Annotated in this window: 21 protein-coding genes; 15 read left to right on the top strand and 6 right to left on the bottom strand. The window is 65.1% G+C overall.

Annotated elements, in window-relative coordinates:
* Position 1: 1 nt before the first annotated feature.
* The 3 genes from SR3_RS13290 to SR3_RS13280 all read left to right on the top strand — a co-directional run bounded on the left by SR3_RS13290 (position 2) and on the right by SR3_RS13280 (position 2,957).
* The gene (locus SR3_RS13290) at positions 2-202 is read left to right on the top strand and encodes a ferredoxin (protein WP_245653904.1); all 201 of its coding nucleotides are present in this window, start codon (positions 2-4) and stop codon (positions 200-202) included.
* A 4-nt stretch (positions 203-206) separates the two neighbouring features.
* On the top strand, positions 207-530 hold the full coding sequence (locus SR3_RS13285) for a 2Fe-2S iron-sulfur cluster-binding protein (protein WP_068086649.1): 324 nt from the start codon (positions 207-209) through the stop codon (positions 528-530).
* Positions 531-632: 102 nt separating this feature from the next.
* A complete protein-coding gene (locus tag SR3_RS13280) occupies positions 633-2,957 on the top strand; it encodes a sulfatase-like hydrolase/transferase (protein ID WP_157098835.1) in 2,325 nt (774 codons plus the stop codon).
* Here SR3_RS13280 and SR3_RS13275 read toward each other — a convergent pair.
* Positions 2,954-3,622, bottom strand: coding sequence for a TetR/AcrR family transcriptional regulator (locus tag SR3_RS13275; RefSeq protein ID WP_068086643.1), 669 nt, complete (start codon positions 3,620-3,622; stop codon positions 2,954-2,956). The genes SR3_RS13280 and SR3_RS13275 overlap by 4 nt on opposite strands.
* 117 nt (positions 3,623-3,739) lie before the next feature.
* On the opposite strand from SR3_RS13275, the gene SR3_RS13270 reads away from it, so the two are divergent.
* Positions 3,740-5,233: an aldehyde dehydrogenase family protein gene (locus SR3_RS13270; RefSeq protein WP_068086641.1), complete on the top strand. Its 1,494-nt coding sequence runs from the start codon at positions 3,740-3,742 to the stop codon at positions 5,231-5,233.
* Between the two features lie 6 nt (positions 5,234-5,239).
* Here SR3_RS13270 and SR3_RS13265 read toward each other — a convergent pair whose 3' ends face one another.
* The 4 genes from SR3_RS13265 to SR3_RS13250 form a co-directional block, all read right to left on the bottom strand.
* On the bottom strand, positions 5,240-6,070 hold the full coding sequence (locus SR3_RS13265; protein WP_169805632.1) for an HpcH/HpaI aldolase/citrate lyase family protein: 831 nt from the start codon (positions 6,068-6,070) through the stop codon (positions 5,240-5,242).
* A gap of 79 nt (positions 6,071-6,149) precedes the next feature.
* Positions 6,150-9,092 (bottom strand): TonB-dependent receptor domain-containing protein, encoded by a 2,943-nt coding sequence (locus SR3_RS13260; protein ID WP_068086634.1) that lies wholly within the window; start codon positions 9,090-9,092, stop codon positions 6,150-6,152.
* Between the two features lie 154 nt (positions 9,093-9,246).
* The gene (locus SR3_RS13255; RefSeq protein ID WP_157098834.1) at positions 9,247-10,572 is read right to left on the bottom strand and encodes an MFS transporter; all 1,326 of its coding nucleotides are present in this window, start codon (positions 10,570-10,572) and stop codon (positions 9,247-9,249) included.
* Positions 10,573-10,654: 82 nt separating this feature from the next.
* Positions 10,655-11,470 (bottom strand): enoyl-CoA hydratase-related protein, encoded by an 816-nt coding sequence (locus tag SR3_RS13250; protein ID WP_245653903.1) that lies wholly within the window; start codon positions 11,468-11,470, stop codon positions 10,655-10,657.
* Between the two features lie 393 nt (positions 11,471-11,863).
* Here SR3_RS13250 and SR3_RS13245 point away from each other — a divergent pair, with 393 nt between their 5' ends.
* From SR3_RS13245 to SR3_RS13215, 7 genes are read left to right on the top strand one after another with little or no spacing between them, the layout of a single operon-like run.
* Positions 11,864-13,030: an acyl-CoA dehydrogenase family protein gene (locus tag SR3_RS13245; protein ID WP_068086751.1), complete on the top strand. Its 1,167-nt coding sequence runs from the start codon at positions 11,864-11,866 to the stop codon at positions 13,028-13,030.
* A gap of 13 nt (positions 13,031-13,043) precedes the next feature.
* The gene (locus SR3_RS13240) at positions 13,044-14,198 is read left to right on the top strand and encodes an acyl-CoA dehydrogenase family protein (RefSeq protein WP_068086628.1); all 1,155 of its coding nucleotides are present in this window, start codon (positions 13,044-13,046) and stop codon (positions 14,196-14,198) included.
* Between the two features lie 3 nt (positions 14,199-14,201).
* The gene (locus tag SR3_RS13235) at positions 14,202-15,215 is read left to right on the top strand and encodes an NADP-dependent oxidoreductase (RefSeq protein WP_068086625.1); all 1,014 of its coding nucleotides are present in this window, start codon (positions 14,202-14,204) and stop codon (positions 15,213-15,215) included.
* Between the two features lie 12 nt (positions 15,216-15,227).
* On the top strand, positions 15,228-16,436 hold the full coding sequence (locus SR3_RS13230) for a CoA transferase (protein ID WP_068086623.1): 1,209 nt from the start codon (positions 15,228-15,230) through the stop codon (positions 16,434-16,436).
* A complete protein-coding gene (locus SR3_RS13225; RefSeq protein WP_068086620.1) occupies positions 16,433-17,263 on the top strand; it encodes an FAS1-like dehydratase domain-containing protein in 831 nt (276 codons plus the stop codon). The genes SR3_RS13230 and SR3_RS13225 overlap by 4 nt, the downstream gene beginning before the upstream one ends.
* Positions 17,264-17,310: 47 nt before the next feature.
* On the top strand, positions 17,311-18,462 hold the full coding sequence (locus SR3_RS13220) for an acyl-CoA dehydrogenase family protein (RefSeq protein WP_068086617.1): 1,152 nt from the start codon (positions 17,311-17,313) through the stop codon (positions 18,460-18,462).
* A gap of 19 nt (positions 18,463-18,481) precedes the next feature.
* Positions 18,482-19,690: an acetyl-CoA C-acetyltransferase gene (locus SR3_RS13215; RefSeq protein WP_068086748.1), complete on the top strand. Its 1,209-nt coding sequence runs from the start codon at positions 18,482-18,484 to the stop codon at positions 19,688-19,690.
* On the opposite strand, the gene SR3_RS13210 is transcribed toward SR3_RS13215, so the two are convergent.
* A complete protein-coding gene (locus SR3_RS13210; RefSeq protein ID WP_068086614.1) occupies positions 19,657-20,577 on the bottom strand; it encodes a DMT family transporter in 921 nt (306 codons plus the stop codon). The two genes, SR3_RS13215 and SR3_RS13210, sit on opposite strands and share 34 nt — an antisense overlap.
* Before the next feature lie 289 nt (positions 20,578-20,866).
* On the opposite strand from SR3_RS13210, the gene SR3_RS13205 reads away from it, so the two are divergent.
* Genes SR3_RS13205 through SR3_RS13190 form a run of 4 tightly spaced genes read left to right on the top strand, consistent with a single transcriptional unit; the run spans position 20,867 to position 25,424 of the window.
* Positions 20,867-22,099 carry a CaiB/BaiF CoA transferase family protein gene (locus SR3_RS13205; protein ID WP_068086612.1) on the top strand — a complete coding sequence of 411 codons (1,233 nt, stop codon included), beginning with the start codon at positions 20,867-20,869 and terminating at the stop codon, positions 22,097-22,099.
* Positions 22,100-22,110: 11 nt separating this feature from the next.
* Complete coding sequence (locus SR3_RS13200) at positions 22,111-22,893, top strand: SDR family NAD(P)-dependent oxidoreductase (RefSeq protein WP_068086610.1); 783 nt, start codon at positions 22,111-22,113, stop codon at positions 22,891-22,893.
* Positions 22,894-22,908: 15 nt separating this feature from the next.
* A complete protein-coding gene (locus tag SR3_RS13195; RefSeq protein WP_068086608.1) occupies positions 22,909-23,772 on the top strand; it encodes an enoyl-CoA hydratase in 864 nt (287 codons plus the stop codon).
* Positions 23,769-25,424 (top strand): acyl-CoA dehydrogenase family protein, encoded by a 1,656-nt coding sequence (locus SR3_RS13190; RefSeq protein WP_068086605.1) that lies wholly within the window; start codon positions 23,769-23,771, stop codon positions 25,422-25,424. Before SR3_RS13195 ends, SR3_RS13190 begins: the two co-directional genes overlap by 4 nt.
* Positions 25,425-25,442 lie beyond the last annotated feature (18 nt).

Genomic DNA, 25,442 nt, shown 5'->3' with positions numbered 1-25,442 from the left:
CATGACCATGATCGTCAAGGCGGATCGCGACAAATGCGCCGGCCATGCCCGCTGCTGGGTGCTGGCCCCGAACCTCTTCGAGCTGGATGACGAGGGCTATATCCTCCCCGGCGACATCCCCATCCCGCCCGAGCAGGAACAGCTGGCGGGCCGCGCCGTACGCGCCTGCCCGGAACGCGCGCTGCAGATCGTGAAGGACTGAGCCCATGGCCACAATCAACTACCGCCTGGCCGACGGCACCGACCAGATCGTGGACGTGCCCGAGGGCTGGACCCTGATGGAAGGCGCCATCAAGAACGGGTTGCGCGGCATTCTGGCCGATTGCGGCGGGGCCTGCGCCTGCGCCACCTGTCAGGTGGTGATCCCGCAGGACTGGCTGGCGCGCCTCACCCCCGCCGCCGCCGATGAAACCGAGATGATGGAGTTCGCCGCCGATCCCCAGCCCGGCAGCCGCCTGTCCTGCCAGATTCCGGTCGGCGCGGCGATGGACGGGATGGTGGTGCAACTGCCAAAAACCCAGCTGCTCTAGATTTAAGTCACGTGATGTAATTTATATTGACGTGCAATTTTAAGAACCATACTCTGTCTCCCGACAAGGGCGCATCGGATGCCCTTGCGGGAGACGGAAACGATGCGCCGCAAGCCTCTGCGATCCTGCCTGCCGGTGATCCTCGCCGTGCTGGCCCTGACGACTGTGGCGCCCGCTCTGGCGCAGGCGCCTGAAGCACCGCGCGTCTATGGCCTGACCCCGCAAGACTCCTCCCCGCCCGCCTGGCCGCAGCAAGTGCATGCCGCCAGGGGCGCGCCCAACATCCTGCTGATCATGACCGACGATGTGGGCTTTGGCGCCTCCAGCGCCTTTGGCGGGCCGGTGCCCACCGCCACCTTCGATGCGCTGGCCCGCGAAGGGCTGCGCTACAACCGTTTTCACACCACGGCGATCTGCTCGCCCACCCGCGCCGCGCTGCTCACGGGGCGCAATCCGCAGGCCGTGGGCATGGGCTATGTCGCCAATTGGGCCACCGGCTATGAGGGCTACAACAGCACCATCCCCAAGAGCGCCGCCGCCCTGCCCGCCCTGCTGCGCAGCGGGGGCTATGCCACCGCCATGTTCGGCAAATCGCACATCACGCCCGAATGGGAGATGAGCGCCAGCGGGCCTTATGATCGCTGGCCCACCGGCCTTGGCTTCGACTATTACTATGGCTTCCTGGGCGCCGACACCAGCGCCTTCGAACCCTCGCTGGTCGAGAACACGCGCGCCGTGCCAGCGCCCGCCAACCAGCCCGGCTATCACCTCGAACATGATCTGGCCGATCACGCCATTCGCTGGATCGCCGAGCAAAAGGCGCAGGCCCCGGACCGCCCCTTCTTCGTCTATTACGCCACCGGCGCGGCCCATGCCCCCAACCATGCGCCAGCCGAATGGCGCGCCAAATTCAAGGGCCGCTTCGACAAGGGCTGGGACGTGCTGCGCGACGAAATCTTCGCCCGCGAAAAGGCGCAAGGCGTGATTCCCGCCAACACCGAGCCATCTCCCCGGCCCTCCACGCTGCCGCGCTGGGACAGCCTCTCACCCGATCAGCAGAAGCTCTATGCCCGCTATATGGAAGCCTATGCCGCCGCGCTTTCCTATGCCGACGATCAGGTGGGCCGCGTCATCCAGAGCCTGAAGGACAGCGGCGAGTACGACAACACGCTTATCGTCTACATTCAGGGCGACAATGGCGCCAGCGCCGAGGGCAGCTTCGACGGCAAACTCTACGAACAATCCGCGCTGACGGGGGTGAAGGAAGACCTCGCCCGCTCCATCGCCCATCGTGACGAGATCGGCACGAAAGCGGCCTACAACCTTTACCCCGGCGGCTGGGGCTGGGCCATGAATGCGCCCTTCCAGTGGTCGAAGCGCTATGGTTCGCATTTCGGGGGGCTGCGCAACGGCATGGTGGTGGAGTGGCCGCATCATATCAGGGATGCGGGCGCGGTGCGCAGCCAGTTCATGCATGTCAGCGACATCATGCCCACACTGCTCGATGTAGCCGGGGTCACGGTGCCCGATGTGTTCAACGGCGTGCCGCAGCAGCCCGTCACCGGGATCAGCGCGCGCTACACCTTCGAGGCGCCCGACGCCCCCTCGCGCCGCACCACGCAGGTCTTCGCCATGGCCGAGAACCTCAGCCTCTACAAGGATGGCTGGGTGGCGGCGACCACGCCCATGGCCACCCCATGGGAGCGCACGCCCCCGCCGCGCATCGCGGTCGAAAAGCGCAAGTGGGAACTCTACAACATCGACAAGGATTTCAGTGAGGCCCATGACCTCGCCGCGGAAGACCCCGCCCGGCTGGAGCGCATGAAGGCCGAATTCTGGGCCGAGGCCGCCAAGGCGAAAATCCTGCCGATCCATTCGAGCGAAGGCGGGCAAGTTGGCCGCCCCGATCTCAACCGGGATCGCCGCCATTTCACCTACACCATGCCGATGACCGGCATCGCCGAAAGCGCCGCCCCCGCCACGGTGGGCCACTCTTTCCGCATCACGGCCGACATGTCGGTCAAGAGCGGCGAGCAGGGCGTGATCGTGGCTCAGGGCGGCCGTTTCGGCGGCTACAGCCTGCATCTGGAGCATGGCAGGCCGGTCTTCACCTTCAACCTTACCCCCGCGCATATCACCCGCGTGGTGGCGCCCGCCGCGCTGTCGTCAGGCCGCCATCGGGTGGAGATGCGCCTGCTGCTCGATCAGGACAAGCCGACCAGCGGCGGCATGGTGAGCCTGCTGGTGGACGGCAAGGAAGCCGCGCAAGGCCGGATCGAGCGCAGCTTCGCGCAGGTCATCTCACACACCGAAACCTTCGATATCGGGCAGGACACGATCAGCGCCGTGGACCCGGCCTACACCGTGGCGCAGAGCCGTTTCGGCGGCACGCTGCATTCCGTAACCTTCGATCTGGGGCGCGATTAGCTTTCCAGCATCGCGGCGAAGAACAAGGGCCCTTCGCCGCTTGGGCTTTGGCGCAGGGCGGCGTGCGCGCTGTACAGCGCATCGCCCAACATGGTGGCGGCGGTCAGGCCCTCGCGGTTGCGGTCGATATGATCCCAGCGCAGCAAGGCGTTGAGAAACAACAGCAGGGCCAGCATGCTGCGCGACCGGGCCAGCGCCGGCGGCACATCGCCCAGCGTGGCGGCGATCAGGCGCAGCACCTTTTGCTGCGCCGGGCCGACACCCGCCGCGCCGAGTTCGGAGGCAGGCGCCTGCCAGTGGCGCATCACATAATGCGCCAGAAACCCGGCATAGGGATGGCTGCCATCCTCCGCCCGCAACGCCAGATGCGGCAGGCACAGGATCTGCAGCAGCACCAGACTGTCGCCCAGCCGCCCTTCTGCTTCGGCTTTGGCCAACATGGTCTGGCGCGCGTCTTCCATATCGGCCACGCGCATCGCATAGATCGCCGCCATCAGACCTTCGCGACCGGCAAAGTGATATTGCACGGCGTTGTTGTTGCGCGATCCGGCAGCCTCGGCGATCTCCCTCAGCGAGACCGCTTCGATGCCGCGCGCGGCAAACAGGCGCTCGGCGGCCAGCAGCAGCTCGCGCTTGGCGCGGGAGAGGGGTTTTTCATCACTCATGCTGTGCGTTGGTAGCGGATCGGCATGGCGGAAGGTAGCCCTGATCTCGCGTTTATTATTGACCTCAAGTGCAGAAATATGCCACCAAAGCGCAAAGAGCCGAGAGGATTTGCCCCAATGACCGACTACAGCAGCATCGCCGGTTTTCGTCCTGCCTGGCTTGGCGACGGACGCAAGAAACTGCTGATCGACGGCCAGGCGGTGGAGGCCCGATCGGGCGAAACCTTCAAAAGCTTCAGCGCCTCCACTGGCGAACTGGTGGCCGAACTGGCGCTGGCGGGCGAAGCGGATGTAGACCGCGCGGTCAAAGCCTCCCGCGCCGCCTTCGAAGGCCCTTGGAGCCGCTTCAAACCGGCGGAACGGCAAGCGCTGCTGCTGCGTCTGGCCGAACTGGTCGATGCCGAATTCGACGATCTGGCCATGCTGGATACGCTGGAAATGGGCCGCCCGATCACCGCCTCCAAGGGCCTGCGCGGCATGTTGCAACGCTCGCTGCGGCATTTCGCCGGGGTGGCCAGCGCGATCCATGGCCAGACTTTGGGCAACAGTTTCCCGGTCGAACTGCTGTCCTACACGCTGCGTGAACCGGTCGGCGTGGTGGGGGCGATCATCCCCTGGAACGGCCCGCTGTTCAGCGCGGCGTGGAAGATCGGCCCGGTGCTGGCCACCGGCTGCACGGTGGTGCTCAAACCGGCGGAAGATGCCGGGCTTTCGGCGCTGCGCTTCGCCGAATTGTGCCATGAGGCCGGCGTGCCGCCCGGCGTGGTCAATGTGGTGACCGGCGCGGGGGCCACGGGCGCGGCGCTGTCCGCCCATCCCGATGTCGACAAGATCGCCTTCACCGGATCGGGCCCTACGGGGCAGCGCATCGTCGAGGCTTCGGCGCGGACGTTCAAGAAGGTCTCGATGGAGCTGGGCGGCAAATCGCCCAACATCATCTTCGCCGATGCCGATCTGGATGCGGCCATCCCCGCTGCGGCCATGGGCGTGTTCAACAACAGCGGGCAGGTCTGCGCGGCGGGCACGCGGCTGTTCGTGGAAAGGCCGGTCTATGACGAGGTGGTCGCCCGTCTGGCCAGCTTCGCGCAGGGGTTGAAAATCGGTCTCAGCCTCGATCCTTCCACCCAGATCGGACCGCTGGTGTCGCAGCGGCAGTATGAGCGGGTGGCCGGTTATCTGGCACTCGGTCCGCAACAGGGCGCTCGGCTGGTGACGGGCGGCGCGCGCGTCACCGAAGGCGGGCTCGACAAGGGCTATTGGGTGGAGCCCACCGTCTATGCCGATGTGGCCGACGACATGCGCATCGCCTGCGAGGAGATTTTCGGCCCCGTCGCCTCGATCATGCCCTTCGACAGCTTTGACGAGGTGATCGCCCGCGCCAACAGCAGCCGTTTCGGTCTGGCCGGGGGCGTCTGGACGAAGGACATCAACAAGGCAATGGCCGCGGTGAAACGCATCCGCGCGGGCTCGGTCTGGGTGAACCACTATTTCGCGATGGACCCCGCCGTGCCCTTCGGCGGCTACAAGATGAGCGGCTTCGGACGCGAAGGCGGCAGCGAGCACATCGATGCCTATCTCCAGACCAAAGGCGTGTGGATCAGGACGGAGTGAGCGCTTTCAGGCGCGCGCCAGCAGCTTTCTGGCGCGCTCCGCCACCGGCAGGTCAATCATCCGCCCGTCGAGCTGGATCACCGAAAGACCCTGCGCCCGCGCCGCTTCCCATGCCTTGAGAATCTGCTCGGCCTCGGCGCGTTCGGCTTCGCTCAGGCCGAAGACCTTGTTGGCAATCGCCACCTGCCTGGGATGGATGCAGATCGCACCGTTCACACCATAGGCTGCTGCCTGCTGCGCGGCATCGCGATAGGCCTCTTCCTCACGGAAGCGGGCGATCGACAAAGGCACGGCCAGCGCCATCGCGCCGGAACAGGCGGCCGCCAGCGCGATCTGCCGCGCAGGCCAGTCCAGCACGGTTCCGGAGGGCTCCACGGCCATGTCCAGACTGAAATCCTCGGTGCCCAGAGCCAGCCCGATCACCCCGGGCAGCGCCGCCAGAGCATGCGCCTGAGCCACCCCGCGCGGGCTTTCGACCAGCGCGATCAGAGGCATGCTCTCCCGCTTCAGCTCAGCGGCGATCTGCGCCAGCGTCGCCAGCCGATGCGGATCTTCGGCCTTGGGCACCATCAGCGCATCGGCCCCCACCGCCACCGCCGCGCGCAGATCCTCCACCGCCAGCAACCAGGGCGCGTTGATCCGCACCACCACGCCGACACCTTGCGACCTCGCCTGCTGAGCGCCTTCGGCCAGCGCCTGCCGCGCGGCGGGCTTGCCGCCTGCGGCAACGCCATCCTCCAGATCGAGGATCACCGCATCGGCGCCCGCAGCGGCGGCCTTGCGGCAGCGCTCTTCATTGTCGGCAGGGGCAAAGAGCAGGGATCGCCAGTGCGGCATCGTCATTCTCCCATAAGCGTCGGCCGCGTGCATCCGGAGATGAACGCGGCCGACCTCCCCCCGGAAAAGGGTCAAAACATCAGAACTTGAAGCGAACGCCCGCAGTGAAGGCGCGGCCAACCATGTCATAGGTCGAGATGTTGGTGGCCAGATTCACGCCCGGCGTAATGCCCGGAATGATCGGCGGATCGATGTCGAACAGATTGTTGATGGTGCCGAAGACTTCGAGATAGCCACTGTTGTTCTGCTTGATCCGTGCCCGCACCGAGAAATCGGTGTAGACATAGGCAGGCACCGAACCATTGACGAAGTTCGACAGGCTGGGCGCCGAAGCATTGAGATAGCGCCCCATGCCACCGATCAGTTGCTCCGACAGGTTCACGCCGACCGCGCCGATCATGTAATCGAGCTGAAGCGAACCGCGCCAGTGCGGATAGGCCACCGGGTTCGACCCGACCACATTCGCGCCCGCATAGTGAATGACCGGCTGGCCCGCATAAAGCTGCGTGTCGAACTTATCGAGATAGTTGGCGTAAAGGCGAACGCCCAGCAGGCCCTTGCCCAGCGTGCTGCGATAGCTGGCATCGAAATCCACGCCCGAGGTCTTCAGGTAGGAGATGTTCGATTCTGTGATCCGCACCAACGAGGGGAAAGCCCCCGCCGAAGGCCGCTGGATCAGCGCGCATTGCGGAGCCGTGCCCCCCGTGCCGCACAGATCGAGGATCTGCTGTGCGGTCAGCGAGTCGATGGCATCGGTCATATCGATCTTGTAATAGTCGATCGACATCGAGAAGCCGGGCATGAAATGCGGCGTAAACACACCGCCCACCGTCAGGGTCTTGGACTTTTCGGGCTTCAGGTTACGGTTACCGCCACTGACGGTCGAAGCATTCTGATTGAGGCCCGACACCGGATCCAGCACGATGCCGATGCCGCTGGTGTCCCCGCGATAGAGTTCATAGAGATTGGGCGCACGAATATCGCGCGAATAGGTGGCACGCAGCAGGAAGTCAGACACCGGCTTCCAGGTGCCGCCCACCTTCCAGGTCGTGACCGCGCCCGACGTGGAATAATCGGTGACGCGGAAGGCGCCGTTCAGATCCAGCTTCTGCGCCAGCGGCGCGTCTTTCAGCACCGGCACCGCGATTTCGCCGAAGCCTTCCTTCACATCCAGACTGCCGCTGGCCACGCCGACATTGGTCAGCCAGTAGTACAGCGAGGCAGCCTGCACGCCGCGTTCTCCGGCGAAATAGGCGCTGCGCTGCGCGGCGGTGGCCAGCGTCGCCGGATCGGCATTGCTGGTCAGGGTCATCGACTGTTTGCGATATTCGCCGCCCAGCACGATATCAACCGGGCCCGCAGGCAGGCTGAAGGGGCTGCCACTGATGCTGGCGGTCACCGAGTCATGGTTGAACCGAGCGCGATAACGCGACGTGCCGGTGGCATAGGCGTAACCCGCCGGGCTCGACTGCGAGGGCGCGCCCGCGAACAGGTTGATCGGCTGGCATCCCGCATATTGCGCGGCCACGCTGGGATCGGTCAGCACGCGGCAGGTCGGCGTGCCATTGACCGAAACGACATCGACAGCGGCAAAGAACTTCTTCCAGTCCCACAGGCCGGACTGGGCCATATTGTGCGTCGATTGGGCATGCGTGTAATCGGCCTTGACCTTCCAATCGCCGATCTTGCCTTCCACGCCGCTGGTGGACTGGATGAAATCGGTGGTCTCATGCACATGGGTGCGCTGATCGGAATAATAGGCCGAAATGCCGATCGAGCCGCCGGGCGCCAGCGTGGCCGCCAGATTGGCGGGCAGATAGGGATTGCCCTGATAGATCAGCGCGGTGGGGCTGCCCTGCACCAGCGTGTTGGCCATGGCATCATAATCGACCTCGGCGCGCGAATAGATCAGCTGCGTATAGACGCTGAGCTTGTCGCTGAAATCGAAGCTGAGGCGACCAAAGTTCTGAAACGTCTTCGATGGCGAGATCGCCGACGTATGCGCCGGGATCGTATAGCCGTCACCGCCCAGCTGGATGCCGGGCGAGCCGGTCGCCGTGCCGGTGTTGAAGGGTTGCACCGTGCCATTCGCATTCAGGCGATAGCCATTGTACGGATTGCCCGCGGCATAGAGCTTGCCGGTTTCATAGGCTGACGAAATCACCACATTGCTGGCGATCTTGTAAGGGTTGAGCGTGCCGCCCGGCGAACAGGCCGTGGGATCGCTGGTGGTGTTGGTGCAACCCACCGTCGACCCCACCCAACCCAGGCTGTTGCGACCGGCCTTGCGGGCATCGCGATACATGCCGTCATTCTTGTAATATTCGGTGCTGACCAGAATATGGCCACGGCCCTCGGCGAATTTGGCGCCATAGGCCAGGCCGATACGCTGGTTGGCATTGTCGCCGCGCTGGGCCACACCGGCCTGGGCATTGCCCTTGAGCCCGACGAAATTCTTGTCCAGCACGAAATTGACAACGCCGGCCACGGCATCGGAACCCCAGGCCGCCGAGGCGCCGCCCGTCACCACATCGACGCGCTGCACCAGCAGATTGGGAATGACATTGGTATCGACCGTGCCAATGTATTCGGTGGGCGAGACGCGCACGCCATCGACCATGATCAGCGTGCGCAACGGCCCCTTAGGGTTGGCTGTGGGCGTGCCCAAGCCGCGCAGATTGAGAATATTGCCATGGATCGGGACGGCGGAGAAATTGTTCGCCGACTTGCCCGGCCCCAGTGAATTCTGGAAATTCGGCAATTTGTTCAGAGCATCGGGGATGCTCGTGGGCGTGGACTTGTTCAGGTCTTCCGCCGAAGCCACAGTCACCGGCGTGGGCGCCGTATAACCGTTGCGCACAATGCGCGTGCCGGTGACGATGATGTCGGCATCGCGTTTCTTTTCAGCATCGGCCTTCTGCTGCGCGGCGTCCGGCTGCGCATCCTGCGCATGGGCCGCAAGAGGAATGGCTGCGCTGAGCGCCGAGCCGGCCAAAAGCAAAGATATGGTGTGAATTCGCATCCCAACCTCCCATCGGAACATGCAAGGTCAACCGCCCCACTTTCTGCCCCGCGTTGCAGAATTTCTAAGCCGATGAATTCTGCACGTCAATGCAATTCTGCATAGTCATGCACAATCGCTGAAATCACGCGCTTTCCTGAGACAGCCGCCCCCCTCAACCCTCGCGCGCGGCGATCAGACGGCGGACACCGGCACAGCCATGGATGAAAAAGCCCCCGGCAAGAATCAGTCCGCCCACCACCAGCACCACCATGGAAACACCCACCTTGAGCGGATCGCCGAACAGCCTGTCGGTCATGAAGCCGACCAGAAACGTGCCCAGCCCCATGCCGATCAGTCCGGTCAGCAGCACGAAAATCGCCGTCACGCGGCCGCGCAGGGCCGCAGGCGTCACCAGTTGCACCGAGGCCGGGCCCATCGAGGAACCGGAATGGATGCAGGTCATGAACAGGCCGAACAGCACCACCGTGGCCCAGGGATTGCTCACCAGATAGGCCGCCACCGCCAGAGGCGCGGCCACCGTCAGCGAAATCAGGCACCAGCGCAGATGGGCATCGCGATAACCGGCATTGTAGAGCCGGTCCACCACCCAGCCATGCAAGGGCAGGCTGAGCGCGGCGAGCAGTTGCGCCACGCCCATCGCGATGCCGATCTGCCCCGGTTTCCAGCCGTGGAGACGGGCCAGAAAGGTGGGGCTCCAGATCTGCAGCGCGATGGTCACGGTGTAGACGAAACCGATGCCGAAGATGATGCCGCTGAAGCAACGCGGATAGGTAAGGATAAAGTTCAGCGCCTCGCGATACCCCCCCAAAGCGGAGCCTGCCGGCTGGCGATGGCGGGCGGGTTCGGGGAAGAGGAAGACCAGAAAGGCGAAGGCCATGCCGGGGATGCCGGTGATGACGAAAGCCTGCTGCCACGGCGCGAAATGGCTCATGAAAGGCCAGTGGGCGATGCCGCCCTCCAGCACCACGCCCACCAGCGGGCCGCCTAGCAGGAAGACGATCCCCGCCCCCATCAGGCCACCCATCACAAAAACCGCCATCGCCAGCGACAGGCGCGAAGGCGGAAAGCTGTCGCCGATGATCGAATAGGCGCCGGTGGTGTAGCCCGCCTCGCCCGCGCCGACCAGCGCACGCGCCGCCATCAGCATGACGAAGGCTCCGGCGAACCCGCAGGCCCCGGCGCCCGCGCTCCACACCAGAATGCAGACGAACAGCACCATGCGTCGCCGATAGCGGTCCAGCATCAGCCCCACCGGAATGGCGCAGAGGCAATAGAACACCGCAAAAGCGGGCCCCTGCAGCAGGCTGAACTGCGTATCGGTGAGATGCAGCCCCTTCTTGATCGGCTCGACCATCAGCGCCATCAGATAGCGGTCCGCCAGCGAGCGGATATAGAGCAGGAACAGCACCGCCACGGTCAGCCATGCCATGGGCCCGCGCGGATAGGTCGGGCCATCGGCCACGCTTTGGTCGGTCACTGGAACTCTCCCTTGATCGCAGCGGGCCGTATCTCGGCGCGGGATCCTGATAATTGCACAATCGTGCAAAATTATCCCCAAGTCAACGCGCGCGAAACTGCGGCTGCCGCTTGTCCCGAAAGGCGCTGACGCCTTCGCGGTAATCTTCGGTCAGGCCAAGGCGACGCTGTTCGTCGCGCTCCAGTTCGAGCTGGGCGTCCAGATCGCGCAGCCATGCGCCGCGCATGGCGTGGCGCGTGGCCATCAGGGCTTGAGTCGGGGCCTGCGCCAAGGTCTGCAGCATGGCCTCCACGGTGCTGCTGAACGCCGCATCGGGCACGGCCTGCCAGATCATGCCCCATGCCTCGGCCTGTCGCGCGGGAATGGCATCGCCGGTCAGCGCCATGCCCAGGGCACGCGGCTGGCCGATCAGACGGGGCAGCAGCCAGCTGACGCCGCAGTCCGGCATCAGGCCGATCCGCGTGAAGGAGAGGATCAAACGCGCCGACTCCGCCGCAATCACCATATCGGCCAGCAGTGCCAGCCCTGCCCCCGCGCCCGCCGCAACGCCATTGACGGCGCAGAGCAGCGGCACGTTCACCGCCATCAAGCGGCGGACCAGCGGGTTGTAACGCAGCTCAAGGCTTTCCCCCAGATCGAGCGGGGCGCCGGTCTGCTCGACAGGCCTTTCGCTCAGATCCTGCCCGGCGCAGAAGGCGCGCCCGGCACCGATCAGCAGCAGCACGCGCAGGTCATTGCGCCGTTCGATCTCGTCCAGAATCGCCGAAAGCCGGTGATGCATCGCCAGTGAGAGAGCATTGAGCCGGTCAGGCCGGTTCAGCGTGATCCGACCAATGCCATGCTCCACCGCGAAGAGCACGCAATCGTCCTGCTCGGTGCCGTGTCTGGCCATCATCATAGCCTCTCCAATGTGGCGCTTGCCAGCCGGCGTCGCCTATCAATTCTATACCACAGTACAGTTAGATGGCGTGATGCAAGTGTCAATTGCAAAGCCCGGAAAATCCATCATATACATGATACATAATGATTTAAATGAAATCACATCCTATATGCCATGGCAGAATAGTGGCGATCCGTGAAATTTTCACACACCAGCAACACCTCATCCTCGTAACGAATTTTGCCCCTTGATGCAAAATATAGCTGGCGCGACAGCCCGGCTTCGCTTACAGAATCATCATGGCCGTTACGCCGGAATGAGGCAGGCATGGGGCGGATGTTCACACTTCCCCTCCGCCTTCCCAACACCGACGCGACCCACAAAAACGAACACAAACATCTGGGCGGAGCGATGGACGACCAGCAATTCAGACAAGAGGTCCGGGCGTGGCTCTCCGCCCATTTCCCTTCCGCACTGGCGGGGGTGAACCCGCTGATCTTTCAGGGTGACGCCCGCGCTGCCGCGGCCAGCACCGATTTCCAGACATGGCGTCAGGCCATGGCCGACAAGGGCTGGGGCACGCCCACATGGGCCAAACGCTATGGCGGCGCCGAGCTGCCCGAAGCGCAGGCGCAGATCATCGCTCAGGAGCTGGCCGCCATCGGGGCGTTCAACCCGATCCGCTCGTACGGCACGATGATGCTGGGGCCCACGCTGCTGGAATTCGGCACGGAAGAGCAACGGCTCGAACATCTGCCCAAGATTTCCCGGCATGAGCTGCGCTGGTGCCAGGGCTTTTCGGAGCCGGGCGCGGGATCGGATCTGGCCTCGCTGCAGATGAAATGTGTCGACAAGGGCGATCACTGGCTGGTTTCGGGCCAGAAGATCTGGACCTCGGGCGCCGATCAGGCCGGCTGGTGCTTCGCGCTGGTGCGCACCGACACCAGCGTCAAGCATAACGGCATCAGCTTCCTGCTGATCGACATGGCCTCGCCCGGCGTGGAGGCCCGCCCGATCGTGCTGATCAGCGGCTCGACCCATTTCTGCGAGGTCTTCTTCAACGATGTGAAGGTGCCCAAGGGCAATCTGGTGGGGCAGCTCAACAAGGGCTGGACCATCGCCAAGCGCCTGCTGCAGTTCGAGCGCGCCAGCCTGTCGGAGGTCAAGACCGATGTGGTGCCGCTGGCCCCCATCGCCCATGCCATGCTGGGCACCGATCCCGAAGGCCGCATCGCTGATCCCTTGCTGCGCGGGCGCATCCTGCACAATGCGATGCGCCATGCCGCCTATCTCCAGACCGTGCGCCGCCTGAGCGAGGAGGCCCGCCATGGCGGCCCCAACAATGGCGTCTCCACGCTGAAGAACCTGTGGTCGGGCATCGTCCAGCGCCGCGCCGAACTGATGATCGAGGTGCAGGGCTTCGACGGGCTGGGCTGGTCGGGCGAGGGCTATTCGAAGGACGGGCTGGAGGCGACGCGCGCGCTGCTGCACAGCAAGGCCTTCTCGATCTACGGCGGCAGCTACGAAATCCAGAACAACATCACGGCGAAACGCTCGCTGGGTCTGCCGGATCGCTGAGGGGGAGAGTGCCGTGGCGGTGCTGAACGACGAACAGATCATGCTGAAGGACATGGTCACCGGCTGGGCGCGCGAGCGCATGCCGGTGACGCAGATCCGCAGCCTCTACGACCATGGCGGCGGCGGCAAACAGGGCGAAGGCCCCGGTTTCGACCGCGCCGCCTATGGTGAAATCGCGCAAATGGGCTGGACCGGCATTTGCGTGCCCGAAGCCTATGGCGGCAGCGATTTCGGCAGTTTCAGCCTCGGCTTCGTGCTGGAGGAACTGGCGCGCACCTTGGCCCCGCTGCCCCTGCTGAGCAGCGGCATGATCGCGGCCAGCGCCCTGGTGTTGGGCGGGACGGAAGCGCAAAAAGTGCTGTGGCTGCCTGCTCTGGCCGATGGCTCGGCGGTGGGCACGCTGGCGCTGGAGGAAGGCGCGCATCATGCGCCAGACACCATCGCCATGACCGCAACGCAGACTGCGGAAGGCTGGCGCCTCGATGGCCTCAAGCGTTTCGTGGCCGATGGCATGGGGGCGGATCTCTTCATCGTGGCGGCGCGCTCCGCACCGGCCAGCGATACCGCCGATGGGATCACGCTGTTTCTGGTCCCCGCCGAGACTGCCGGTCTGACACGCGAAGCGCTCGACCAGATCGATGCGCGCCGCCCCGCCGATCTGCGCTTCGATGGCATGGTGCTGGATGCGCGGGCCGTGCTGGGCGAGGTCCATCAGGGCGGCAGGCTGCTGACGGCCTTGCTGGATCGCGCCTATGCCGGGCAGGCCGCCGAATTGCTGGGGCTGGCCGAGCAGGCGCTGGAAACCACGCTGGAATATCTCAAAACCCGCGTGCAGTTCGGCCAGCTGATCGGCTCGTTTCAGGCCTTGCAGCATCGCGCCGCCGAGATGTTCGGCGAAGTGCAGCTTACCCGCTCGGCGGTGGAAGCGGCGCTGACGGCCATAGACACCGGCGATGCGGAAACCTCGTCGCTGGCCTCGCTGGCCAAGGCCATGGCCAATGAGACGGCCCATCGCATTTCCTGCGAGATGGTGCAGCTGCACGGCGGCATCGGCATGACGCATGAGCATGATGCCGGGCTCTACCTCAAGCGCGCCCGCGTGGCCGAACAGAGCTATGGCAATCTCTCCTTCCATCAGGAGCGCTGGGCGCGCCTCAACGGATATTGAACGATGCAATCGCGCGAAATTCAACTGATCCGCCGCCCGGTCGGCACGCCCGTTGCCGAAGATTTCGCGCTGGTCACGCGCGATGTGCCGCCGCCCGCCCCCGGCGAGGTGCAGGTGCGCAACCTGTATATGGCCGTCGATCCGGCGATGCGCGGGCGCATGAGCGATGCCGCCAGCTATGTCCCGCCTTTCGTGCTGGAGGCGCCGATGGAAGGCCCCGCCATCGGTGAGGTCACCGCCTCGGCGCATCCCGATTTCAAGCCGGGCGATCTGGTCTTTTCTCGGCTGGGCTGGCGCGAGGTCTTCAATGCCCCGGCCGAGGCCCTGCAGCATCGCGATGCCGCTGCCCTGCCCCCTTCCGCCTATCTGGGCTTCGCCGGCTCTACCGGGCTGACGGCCTATGCCGGCCTGTTTCGCATCGCCCAATTGCGCGAAGGCGATGTGGTGTTCATCTCGGCCGCTTCGGGCGCGGTGGGCTCCATCGCCTGCCAGATCGCGCGCATCAAGGGCTGCAAGGTGATCGCCGCCGCGGGTGGCCCGCGCAAGAAGGCCTTTCTGGAAGAGGTGCTGGGCGTCGATGCCGCCATCGACTACAAGGCCGAGCCCAACCTCACCAAGGCGCTGGCCCGCGCGGTGAAAGCCATCGGCGTCACCGGGATCGACGTCAATTTCGAGAATGTCGGCGGCGATCATCTGCAGGCCGCGCTGGCGCTCGCCAACAAGCATGCGCGCTTCGCCATCTGCGGCATGATCTCGCAATACAATGTCACCGATGCGCCGACCGTGCCGAAAAACCTCACCGCGCTGATGACAAAAAGCATCCGCATGGAGGGCTATATCGTGCTGGATCATATGGATCTGGAAGCCCAGTTCCTCACCGATATGACCGCCTGGCACAAGGCCGGCCTGATCCGTCAGGCCGAAACCATCCATGAGGGCATCGATCATGCGCTGGACGCCTTCCACGGCCTGTTCAGCGGCGACAATCTGGGTCGCACGCTGGTGAAACTGGGCTGAGGGAGAGGCGCGATGTACGATCTTCTCAAAGGCCTGCGCGTGGTGGAAGGCGCGGCGTTTATCGCGGGGCCCTCCTGCGGGCTGCATATGGCGCAGATGGGCGCGGAGGTGATCCGCTTCGACGCCATCGGCGGCGGCCCGGATTTCCGCCGCTGGCCGCTCGCCCCCTCGGGCGACAGCCTCTATTGGGAGGGGCTGAACAAGGGCAAGAAAAGCATCGCCATCGACCTTGCCCGCCCGGAAGGGCGCGAACTGGCCGTCGCTCTGGCCACCGCGCCCGGCGAGCAGGGCGGGGTCTTCCTCACCAACTATCCGGTTAAGGGCTTCCTCAGCCATGAGGCGCTCAAGGCGCGGCGCGACGACATCATCACCGTGCGCGTGATGGGCTGGGCCGATGGCTCGCCAGCTGTGGATTACACCATCAACGCCGCCGTGGGCGTGCCGCTGATGACCGGCCCCGCCGACGATGACCGCCCGGTCAACCATGTGTTGCCCGCCTGGGATCTGCTAGGGGGCGCCTATGCCAGTTTTGCCGCTGTCTCGGCCTTGCTGCGCCGCCGTTTGACCGGAGAGGGCGCCGAAATCCGCGTGCCGCTCTCCGATCTGGCGGCTTCCAGCCTGTCGCATCTGGGGCAGGTGGCCGAGGTGCTGAGTGCCGGAGACCGTCCGCGCATGGGCAATGATCTGTTTGGCGCGTTCGGGCGCGATTTCCTCACCATGGATGGCAAGCGCCTGATCGTGGTGGCGATCACCCCGCGCCAATGGACGGGGCTGGTCAAGGTGCTGGATCTGGGCGAGACGGTGGCGGCGCTGGAAACGCAACTGGGCACCAATTTCGCCCGTGACGAAGGCGCGCGCTTCACGCATCGCGCCGCTCTGCTGCCGCTGTTCGAAGCCGCCTTCGCCACGCGGGACAGCGCCGCGCTCAAACCCGCTTTCGATGCCGGAGGCGTGACATGGGGGGCGTATCAGAGCCTGCATCAGGCGGTGACGCAAGACCCCCGGCTCTTCACCGAAAACCCTTTGTTCCAGTCACTAAGCCATCCCAGCGGGCTGACCTATCCCACCGCTGGCCCCGCCGCCACGCTGGCGCAGGAGGCGCGCGGAGCCGTCGCCGTTGCCCCCCGCCTCGGCCAGCACACCGATGAGGTGCTGGCGCAGGTGCTGGGGCTGGACAGCGGCGCCATCGGCCGCCTGCATGACGAAGGACTGGTGGCATGACCCTGCCCGCAAGCGACATCGCCCATTGGCAAAGCTGGATCGGCAAGAGCGAAAGCCGCAGCGAAGTGCTGGATGCGCAGGCGCTGCGCCGCTTTGCCGCCGCCCTTGGCGAAAGCCTTGATGTGGAGGCGCAGCAGCCCTCTCTGGCGCATTGGGCCTTTTTCCTGCCTGTCGCGCCCGCCGATCAGATCGGACCGGATGGTCATCCCAAGCGCGGCGGTTTTATGCCGCCGGTCTCGCTGCCGCGCCGCATGTTCGCGGCAGGCGAGATGCGTTTTGGCGCGCCGTTGGTGTTGGGTGAAACCGCCACCCGCACCTCCACCATCCTCGACCTGACGCACAAGGCCGGACGCAGCGGCGAGCTGGTGCTGCTGGAGGTGGAGCACACCATCGAGCAGCAGGGCGACATCCGCGTGAGCGAACGCCAGACCATCGTCTATCGCGATGCCGGAGCCGCCACTCCCGCCGTGATCCCCGGCGACATCGCCCCCCAGCCGGACGACGCCGTGTGGACACCCTCTCCGGTCGATCTGTTCCGCTTCTCTGCGGTCACCTTCAACAGCCACCGCATCCATTACGACCTGCCCTATGCCACGGGCGAGGAAGGTTATCCCGGTCTGGTGGTGCACGGCCCCTTCACCGCCGCGCGCCTCTTCGGCCATGCGCGGCGCAAGGGCTTGAGCCCCACAGGTTTCAGCTTCCGCGCCAAGGCCCCACTGTTCTGTGGCCCCTCCATCGTGCTGCGCGACGGGGGCGACGGCGCCCTCGCCGCCCTGCGCTGCGACGGCACCGAGGCCATGGCCGCCACCGTTCAATTTTCCACCTGAACCAAAGCCCGAGTGCCGGACAAGCGCGCACCAACAGGAGAGTCCCCATGGACGCCGAAACCTTCCAGATGCTGCGCGACACCGTCCGCCGCTTCGTCGATGAACGCCTGATCCCCGCCGAAGACGCGGTGGAAGAAGCCGATGCCGTGCCGCTCGAAATCATCCAGCAAATGCGCGAGATGGGGCTTTTCGGCATCTCCGTGCCCGAGGAGTTCGGAGGCCTCGGCTGCTCCATGGCCGAGGAAGCCGGACTGATCCGCGAGCTGACCCGCGCCTCGATTGTCTTCCGCTCGGTGATCGGCACCACGGTGGGCATCGGCAGCCAGGGCATCGTGATGGACGGCACGCCCGAGCAAAAGGCCGAATGGCTGCCCAAATTCGCCACCGGGGAAGCCATCGCCAGCTTCGGCCTGACCGAGCCCGACGCCGGGTCCGATGCCGCATCCTTGCGCACCGTGGCGGTGAAGGATGGCGAGACCTACCGCATCACCGGCACCAAGCGCTACATCACCAACGCGCCGCGCGCCTCCGTCTTCACGCTGATGGCGCGCACTGATCCGGCGATCAAGGGCGCGGGCGGCATTTCGGCCTTTATCCTGCCCGCCGACACGCCCGGCATCAGCCTTGGCAAGCCCGACAAGAAGATGGGCCAGAAGGGTGCCGTCACCACCGATGTGATCCTTGAGGATGTGGTGGTGCCCGCCAGCGCGATCATCGGCGGCGTGCCGGGTCGCGGCTTCAAGACGGCGATGAAGGTGCTGGACCGGGGCCGCATCCATATCGCCGCCGTCGCCATGGGCATGTGCGACCGGCTGATCGGCATGGCGCTGGGCTACGCGATGGAGCGCAAGCAGTTCGGCCAGCGCATCGCCGATTTCCAGCTGATGCAGGCGCTGCTGGCCGATATGAAGGTCGATATGCTGACCACCGAGGCGCTGATGCAGTCGGTGGCGGCCAAGTTCGATGCGGGGCTGCCTGTCAGCCTCGAATGTTCGGCGCTGAAGTATCATGCCTCCGAAGCGGTGGGGCGCATCGCCGACCGTGCGGTGCAGATCTTCGGCGGCGCCGGTTACATGGCCGAATACAAGGTCGAGCGCTTCTATCGCGATGTGCGCCTGCTGCGCATCTATGAAGGCACCAGCCAGATCCAGCAGACCATCATCGCCAAGCAGATGATCCGTCAGGCCGAAAACGCCTGAGTTGCGAGAGGACAATCCCATGCGCAGAGCCGCCATCGTCGCCCCCATCCGCACCGCCGTCGGCAAATATGGCGGATCTTTGAAGTCCATCGCCGCGGGCGATCTGGGCGCCATCGTCATCAAGGCGCTGCTGGAGCGCACGCGGCTCGATCCCGAACGCATCGACGATGTGGTCTTCGCCCAGGGTTATGGCAATGGCGAGGCGCCCTGCATCGGGCGCTGGTCGGCGCTGGCGGCGGGGCTGCCGGAATCGATCCCCGGCGTGCAGCTGGACCGCCGCTGCGGCTCGGGCCTGCAGGCCGTGATCGATGCGGCCATGCGCATCCAGACCGGCGCCGCCGATGTGGTGATCGCGGGCGGCGTGGAGAGCATGTCCAACGTCGAATATTACTCGATGGATCATCGCTGGGGCGCGCGTTCGGGCTCCACGCAGTTCCATGACCGGTTGACGCGGGGCCGGGTGATGTCTCAGCCCATCGCGCGCTATGGCGTGATCAGCGGCATGATCGAAACCGCCAACAATCTGGCAAAAGATTACGGCATCTCGCGTGAAGAGTGCGACGCCTATGCCGCGCGCAGCCACCAGCGCGCCACCGCAGCATGGGCGGAAGGCAAATTCGCGGACGAACTGGTGCCGGTCGCCGTGCCTCAGCGCAAAGGTGATCCGGTGATCTTCGCGCGCGACGAAGGCATTCGCGAGGATGCCACGGCGGAATCGCTGGCCAAGCTGCCGGTCATCGAAAAGGATGGCGTGGTCACGGCGGGCAATGCCAGCCAGCAGAACGACGCGGGCGCCGCCTGTCTGGTGGTGGCCGAGGATAAGCTGGACGAACTGGGGCTGGAGCCGATCGGCTGGTTCCACAGCTGGGCGGCGGCGGGCTGCGATCCCTCGCGCATGGGGATCGGGCCGGTTCCCGCGGTCAACAAGCTGTTCGCGCGCACCGGCCTGTCATGGTCCGACATCGATCTGGTCGAGCTGAACGAGGCTTTCGCGCCGCAGGTTCTGGCCTGTCTGCGCGGTTGGGATTGGAGCGCGGATGACAGCCGCCACGATCTGCTCAACGTTAATGGCTCGGGCATTTCGCTGGGCCATCCGATTGGCGCCACCGGGGGCCGCATCCTCGCCAATCTGCTGCGCGAGTTGCAGCGCCGCGATGGGCGCTATGGCATCGAGACCATGTGCATCGGCGGCGGTCAGGGATTGGCTGCCGTCTTCGAAAGGGCCTGAGCTTCCGGCGCTGGCCGGTCCCTGACGATCGCGATGATCGCCACACCAGCCAGCGCCAGACTGCCGCCTGCCACCATGCCGATGGTGATCGGCGAATGAAAATAAAGCGCGGCAAAAGCTGTCGCCATCACCGGAGAGGCCAGCATCAGCGGCATCACCGCGCTGATGGGATAGCGCTGCAGCAACCAGGCCAGCGCCCCCTGCCCCACCACCGTCGAGCCAAGGCTGCTGAAGATGAACCAGCTCAACGCCACTGGTGGCATATGGAACAAGCGGTGGATGCGGTCATGCTCGAAGAGCAGCGCGAAGGGCGCCAGCATCATAAAGCCCATCAGCCCGTTCCACGCCTGAATGGTCATCACCCCAATGCCGCCCAACCGCCGCTGGATCAGCGCCGCGCCGCCCCACATCATCGCGGCGCTGGCCATCACCAGCACAGCGGGCAGCTCTCCGGCAATGCGTGGATCGAAGCCCAGCACCATCACCCCCGCGAAAGCCAACACAACGCCGAAGCCGCGCCGGGCCGAAAGCCGCTCCTTGAGGATCAGCGCGCCGAGCAGAAGAGAAAAGGGCACGCTCAACTGCCCGACGATGGCCAAGGCGCCCACGTTGGTGGCCAGATGCAGCGCCAGATTGAGCAGCAGCAGGAACAGCCCGCCATTCAGGATGCCATAGGCCGCGATGGCCTTCACCCGCCCCGGCGGCAGGCGCAGAAAAGGCGCACAGACCAGCGCCACCACCCCCATCCGCGCCGCCACCGACAGCAAGGGCGAGGTGGCATCCACCACCACCTTCATCGCGATGACATTGAGCGCGAACAGCAGATTGACCAACAGGGCAACGCCAAGGCCGGGCAGACCCAGATGTGTGTGGTTGGGCTTGTTCATGGGAAAGGCCTCTCCTGCCGCGCCATGATTTTTGCGCGATCTTTGCACCATCGTACAGAAATATAGCAGACACGAAAGCTGAATTTCGCCGTTAATCCGGGAAAATCTTGCGCCCATCTCCGCAAAATATGAAAATCAAAAGTATCCTTAGGTGCAAAATACCTTGCCCTAGCCGGCGGCGCAAGCTATCGCGGAAGGCACAAGAGCAACCCACACAGAATCGGGACGGGAGAGAGATGCGCGATCCGGCAAGGCCCTATGCGATCCACCCCAGCACCAAGGTGCGGCCATGACGGCGCGCGCGCTTGACGGCATCAAGGTGCTCGACCTGTCCCGTGTGCTGGCGGGGCCATGGTCGACGCAGATCCTCGCCGATTTCGGCGCGGACGTCATCAAGATCGAGCTGCCCGGCCATGGCGACGACACCCGCGCCTGGGGCCCGCCCAATCTGATCGGCGCCGATGGCGAGCCCGAGCTGGGCGAAAGCGCCTATTACCTCTGCGCCAACCGCAACAAGCGCTCCGCCGCGATCAATCTGGCCCATCCCGATGGCGCCGCGCTGATCCGTCAGCTGGCGCAGCAGGCCGACATCGTCGTCGAGAATTTCAAGGTCGGCGGGCTGAAGAAATACGGACTGGATTACGAGGCGATCCATGCGCTCAACCCGCGCGCGGTCTATTGCTCGATCACCGGCTTCGGCCAGACCGGGCCCTACACCCAGCGCGGCGGCTATGATTTCGTGGCGCAGGGCATGGGCGGCTTCATGTCGATCACCGGCGAGGCCGAGGGCGGCCCGCTGCGCGCCGGCGTGGCCATGGCGGATCTGTCGACCGGCATGTATGCCACCGTCTCGATCCTGGCCGCGCTGCGCCATGCCGAACGCACCGGCGAGGGCCAGCAGATCGACATTTCGCTGCTCGACACGCAGATTTCCATGCTGGCCAATCAGGGCTCGAACTATCTGGTGGGCGACATTGTGCCGGGGCGGCTGGGCAACCGCCACCCCACCGTGGTGCCCTACAAGACCTTCGAGGTGGCCGATGGCATCATGATCATCGCCGTGGGCAACGATCGCCAGTTCCGCGCTTTGTGCAACGAACTGGGCCAGCCGCAGCTGGCCGAAGACCCGCGCTTTGCCACCAGCCGCGCCCGCACCATCAACCGCGATGCCATCGAGCAGATCGTGCAGGATCTGGTGCGCGACCAGCACCGCGACGCGCTGATCGATCGGTTCGAGGCCAAGGGCGTGCCGGCAGGCCCGGTCAACACCATCAAGGACATCTTTTCCGATCCCTTTATCGAGGCGCGCCAAACGGTGCATCGCTTCCGGCGCGAGGATGGGGTGGAGATCCCCACCGTCGCCTATCCCGGCAAGCTCTCCGCCACGCCCACCGATTACCGCCGCCAGCCCCCGCGCGTGGGCGAGCACACTTTGGACATTCTGCGCGACTGGCTGCCCATCGCAGATGAGGCGCTCGATGCGCTCGCCGCCGATGGCGTGATCGCCCAGCGCAAGATTTGAGAGGAAATTTCATGCAGCTTAGCAACAGCGTCAGCGCCATTGTCACCGGCGGCGCTTCGGGCCTTGGCGAGGCGACAGCACGCGCTCTGGCCGCCAAGGGCGTGAAGGTCGCCCTGTTCGATTTCAACGAGGAAACCGGCGAGAAGGTCGCCAGCGACATCGGCGGATTGTTCTGCAAGGTGGACGTGACCGATGAAGCCTCGGTGGAGGCCGGTTTCGCCAAGGCGCGCGAGATCCATGGGCAGGAGCGCATTCTGGTCAATTGCGCGGGCACCGGCAATGTCATCAAGACCGCCGGCCGCGACAAGGCCACCGGCGAAACCAAATCCTTCCCCACCGACCAGTTCGAGCGGATCATCCAGATCAACCTCATCGGCACCTTCCGCTGCTGCGCCAAGGCCGCCAAGGGCATGCTGGACCTTGAACCCCAAGAAGATGGCGCGCGCGGCGTCATCATCAACACCGGCAGCGTCGCCGCCGAGGACGGTCAGATCGGTCAGGCGGCCTACGCGGCCTCGAAAGGCGGGATCGTCAGCCTGACCCTGCCCATGGCACGCGACCTGATGAATGACGGCATCCGCGTCAACTGCATCCTGCCCGGCATCTTCGACACGCCGTTGATGGCGCGCGCCGCCGATGCGGTGAAGGCCTCGCTGGCCGCCAGCGTGCCCTTCCCCAAGCGTTTCGGACGCCCGCCCGAATTTGCCGCCATGGCGCTCTCCATGATCGAGAACGACTATTGGAATGGCGAGGATGTCCGCCTTGATGGCGGCATCCGCATGGCGCCGCGCTGAACCGGGAGAACAGGTATGAGCGAGACCCCCGAATTCATCACCTACAATGTCGTCGATGGCGTGGCCTGGGTGATGCTGAACCGCCCGCAGGTGGGCAATGCGCAGAATTATCGCCTGCTCGGCCAGTTGGATGACGCCTTCAAGCGCGCGGTGGAGGACGATGAGGTCAAGGTCATCGTGCTGGGCGGCGAGGGCAAGCATTTCTCGGCGGGCCATGACATCGGCACGCCCGAGAAAGACAGCCATATGCCGCGCACGCGCACGACCATGTGGTGGGATCACCTCAACAAGGGCGGCGCCGAGCGGCAATATGTGCTGGAGCAGGACGGCTATCTGGGCCTGTGCCGCCGCTGGCAGGAGATCCCCAAGCCGATGATCGCCATGGTGCAGGGCGCCTGCATCGCGGGCGGGCTGATGCTGGCCTGGGTCTGCGATCTGATCGTGGCCTCGGAGGATGCCTTCTTCCAGGATCCGGTGCTGCGCATGGCCCAGCCCGGCGTGGAATATTTCGCCCATGCCTTCGAGCTGCCGCCCCGTGTGGCGCGCGAGCTGCTGTTTCTGGGCCGCCGCATGCCCGCCGCGCGCGCCTATCAGTTCGGCATGGTCAATGAGATTTTCCCGCGTGAGACCCTGCGCGAAGAGGTCGCCAAGATCGCCGCCGAGCTGGTCGAGCGTGACCGTTTCGGCATGGCGCTGACCAAGCAGGCCTTCAACTTCGTGGAGGATCTGCGCGGCAAACGACAGGCGATGGATGGCGTGTTCCATATGCACCATCTGGCCCATGCCCATAACCAGCTGATGACCGGCAATCTGGTGGGCGGGCTGGACGCCAAGGCCATGGCCGCCGCCAACAAGAAGCAGGCGGAGGACAAGGCATGACTCTGGTGCTGTCCGATCTCAGCCGCCTGCTGAGCGAAGCGGCGGATGCTGCGGCGTCTTTCGTGGCCGTGGCCCAGCCTCAGGTCAAGGCGCGGATCGCCGGGGCCGATGGCAAGGTGGACCGCAAGCTGGCCGATGTTGAGCAGCATATCGTCCACGGCTTCGGCTGGTATGCCGCCTATGCCGAAATGCTGCGCGAAGTCGCCGCATGGGCGCAGGTGCTGGAGGCCAAAGGCGAATTCGGCGAGGTCGAAACGCTGCTGACCCAGCTTCTTTTCGCCGAATATGGCGCGCAATTGCGCGGCGGCATCCCGATGAACCAGGGCGAGGTGATCCGCCCCGCCGATCTGGCCGAGGACACCTCCGCGCTGGACAGCCCGGCCCTCACCCGCCTGATCCGCGAGGGCGGCAGGCAGGAGATCAAGACCGCCATCGCCCGCCATCTGGTCGAGGCGCGCGGGCGGCCTACGCTGGAAAACTGCGGGCTGGACGAAACGCTCACCCTGATCCGCGACCAGTTCTTCGCCCTTTCCAACGCCAAGGTCGCGCCCTTCGCCCATGACTGGCATCTGAAGGACGAACTGATCCCCATCGAGCTGGTCAACGAGCTGGGCGAGATGGGCGTCTTCGCCATGACCATCCCCGAGGAATTCGGCGGGCTGGGCATGGGCAAGACGGCGATGTGCGTCGTCTCCGAGGAATTGTCGCGCGGGTGGATCGGCGTCGGTTCGCTGGCCACACGCTCGGAAATCGCGGCGGAACTCATCCTGACCGGCGGCACGCTGGAGCAGAAGCAACACTGGCTGCCCCGCATCGCCAGCGCCGAGATCCTACCCACCGCCGTCTTCACCGAGCCCGACACCGGCTCCGACCTTGGCTCGCTGCGCACCCGCGCCTCCCTGTCGGGCAGCGATTATGTGGTGAGCGGCAACAAGACCTGGATCACCCACGCCGCCCGCGCCGATGTGATGACGCTGCTGGTGCGTACCGATCCCGACACGCGCAACTACAGCGGCCTCTCCATGCTGATCGCCCCGAAACAGCGCGGCGACGAAACCACCCCCTTCCCCACCCCGGGCATGAGCGGCGGCGAAATCGGCGTGATCGGCTATCGCGGCATGAAGGAGTACGAAATCGGCTTCGATGGCTTCCGCGTACCCGCCGCCAACTTGCTCGGCGGCGTGGAGGGCCAAGGCTTCAAGCAGCTGATGGCCACCTTCGAAAGCGCCCGCATCCAGACCGCCGCGCGCGCAATCGGCGTGGCCCAGGCCTCGCTGGACGTAGGCCTGGCCTATGCGGTGGACCGCAAGCAGTTCGGCCGCTCGATCATCGAGTTTCCCCGCGTCGCCAACAAGCTGGCGATGATGGCGGCGGAACTCATGGGCGCACGCCAGCTCACCTATTTCGCGGCGCGCCGCAAGGATGAGGGCAAGCGCTGCGATCTGGAAGCGGGCATGGCCAAGCTGATCGGCGCGCGCGTGGCATGGGCGGCGGCGGACAACGCGCTGCAAATCCATGGCGGGAACGGTTTCGCGATGGAATATACCGTGAGCCGCCTGCTCGCAGATGCGCGTATTCTCAACATCTTTGAGGGCGCTGGGGAAATCCAGGCGCAGGTGATCGCAAGGCGGTTGCTGGATGGAGGGAATTGAAGGGGAAGAAGGATAGAT

Origin of the sequence: Novosphingobium rosa NBRC 15208 (assembly GCF_001598555.1) — a bacterium.
GTDB classification, from domain to species: Bacteria; Pseudomonadota; Alphaproteobacteria; order Sphingomonadales; family Sphingomonadaceae; genus Novosphingobium; species Novosphingobium rosa.
This window is presented reverse-complemented; position numbering and strand designations above follow the sequence as displayed.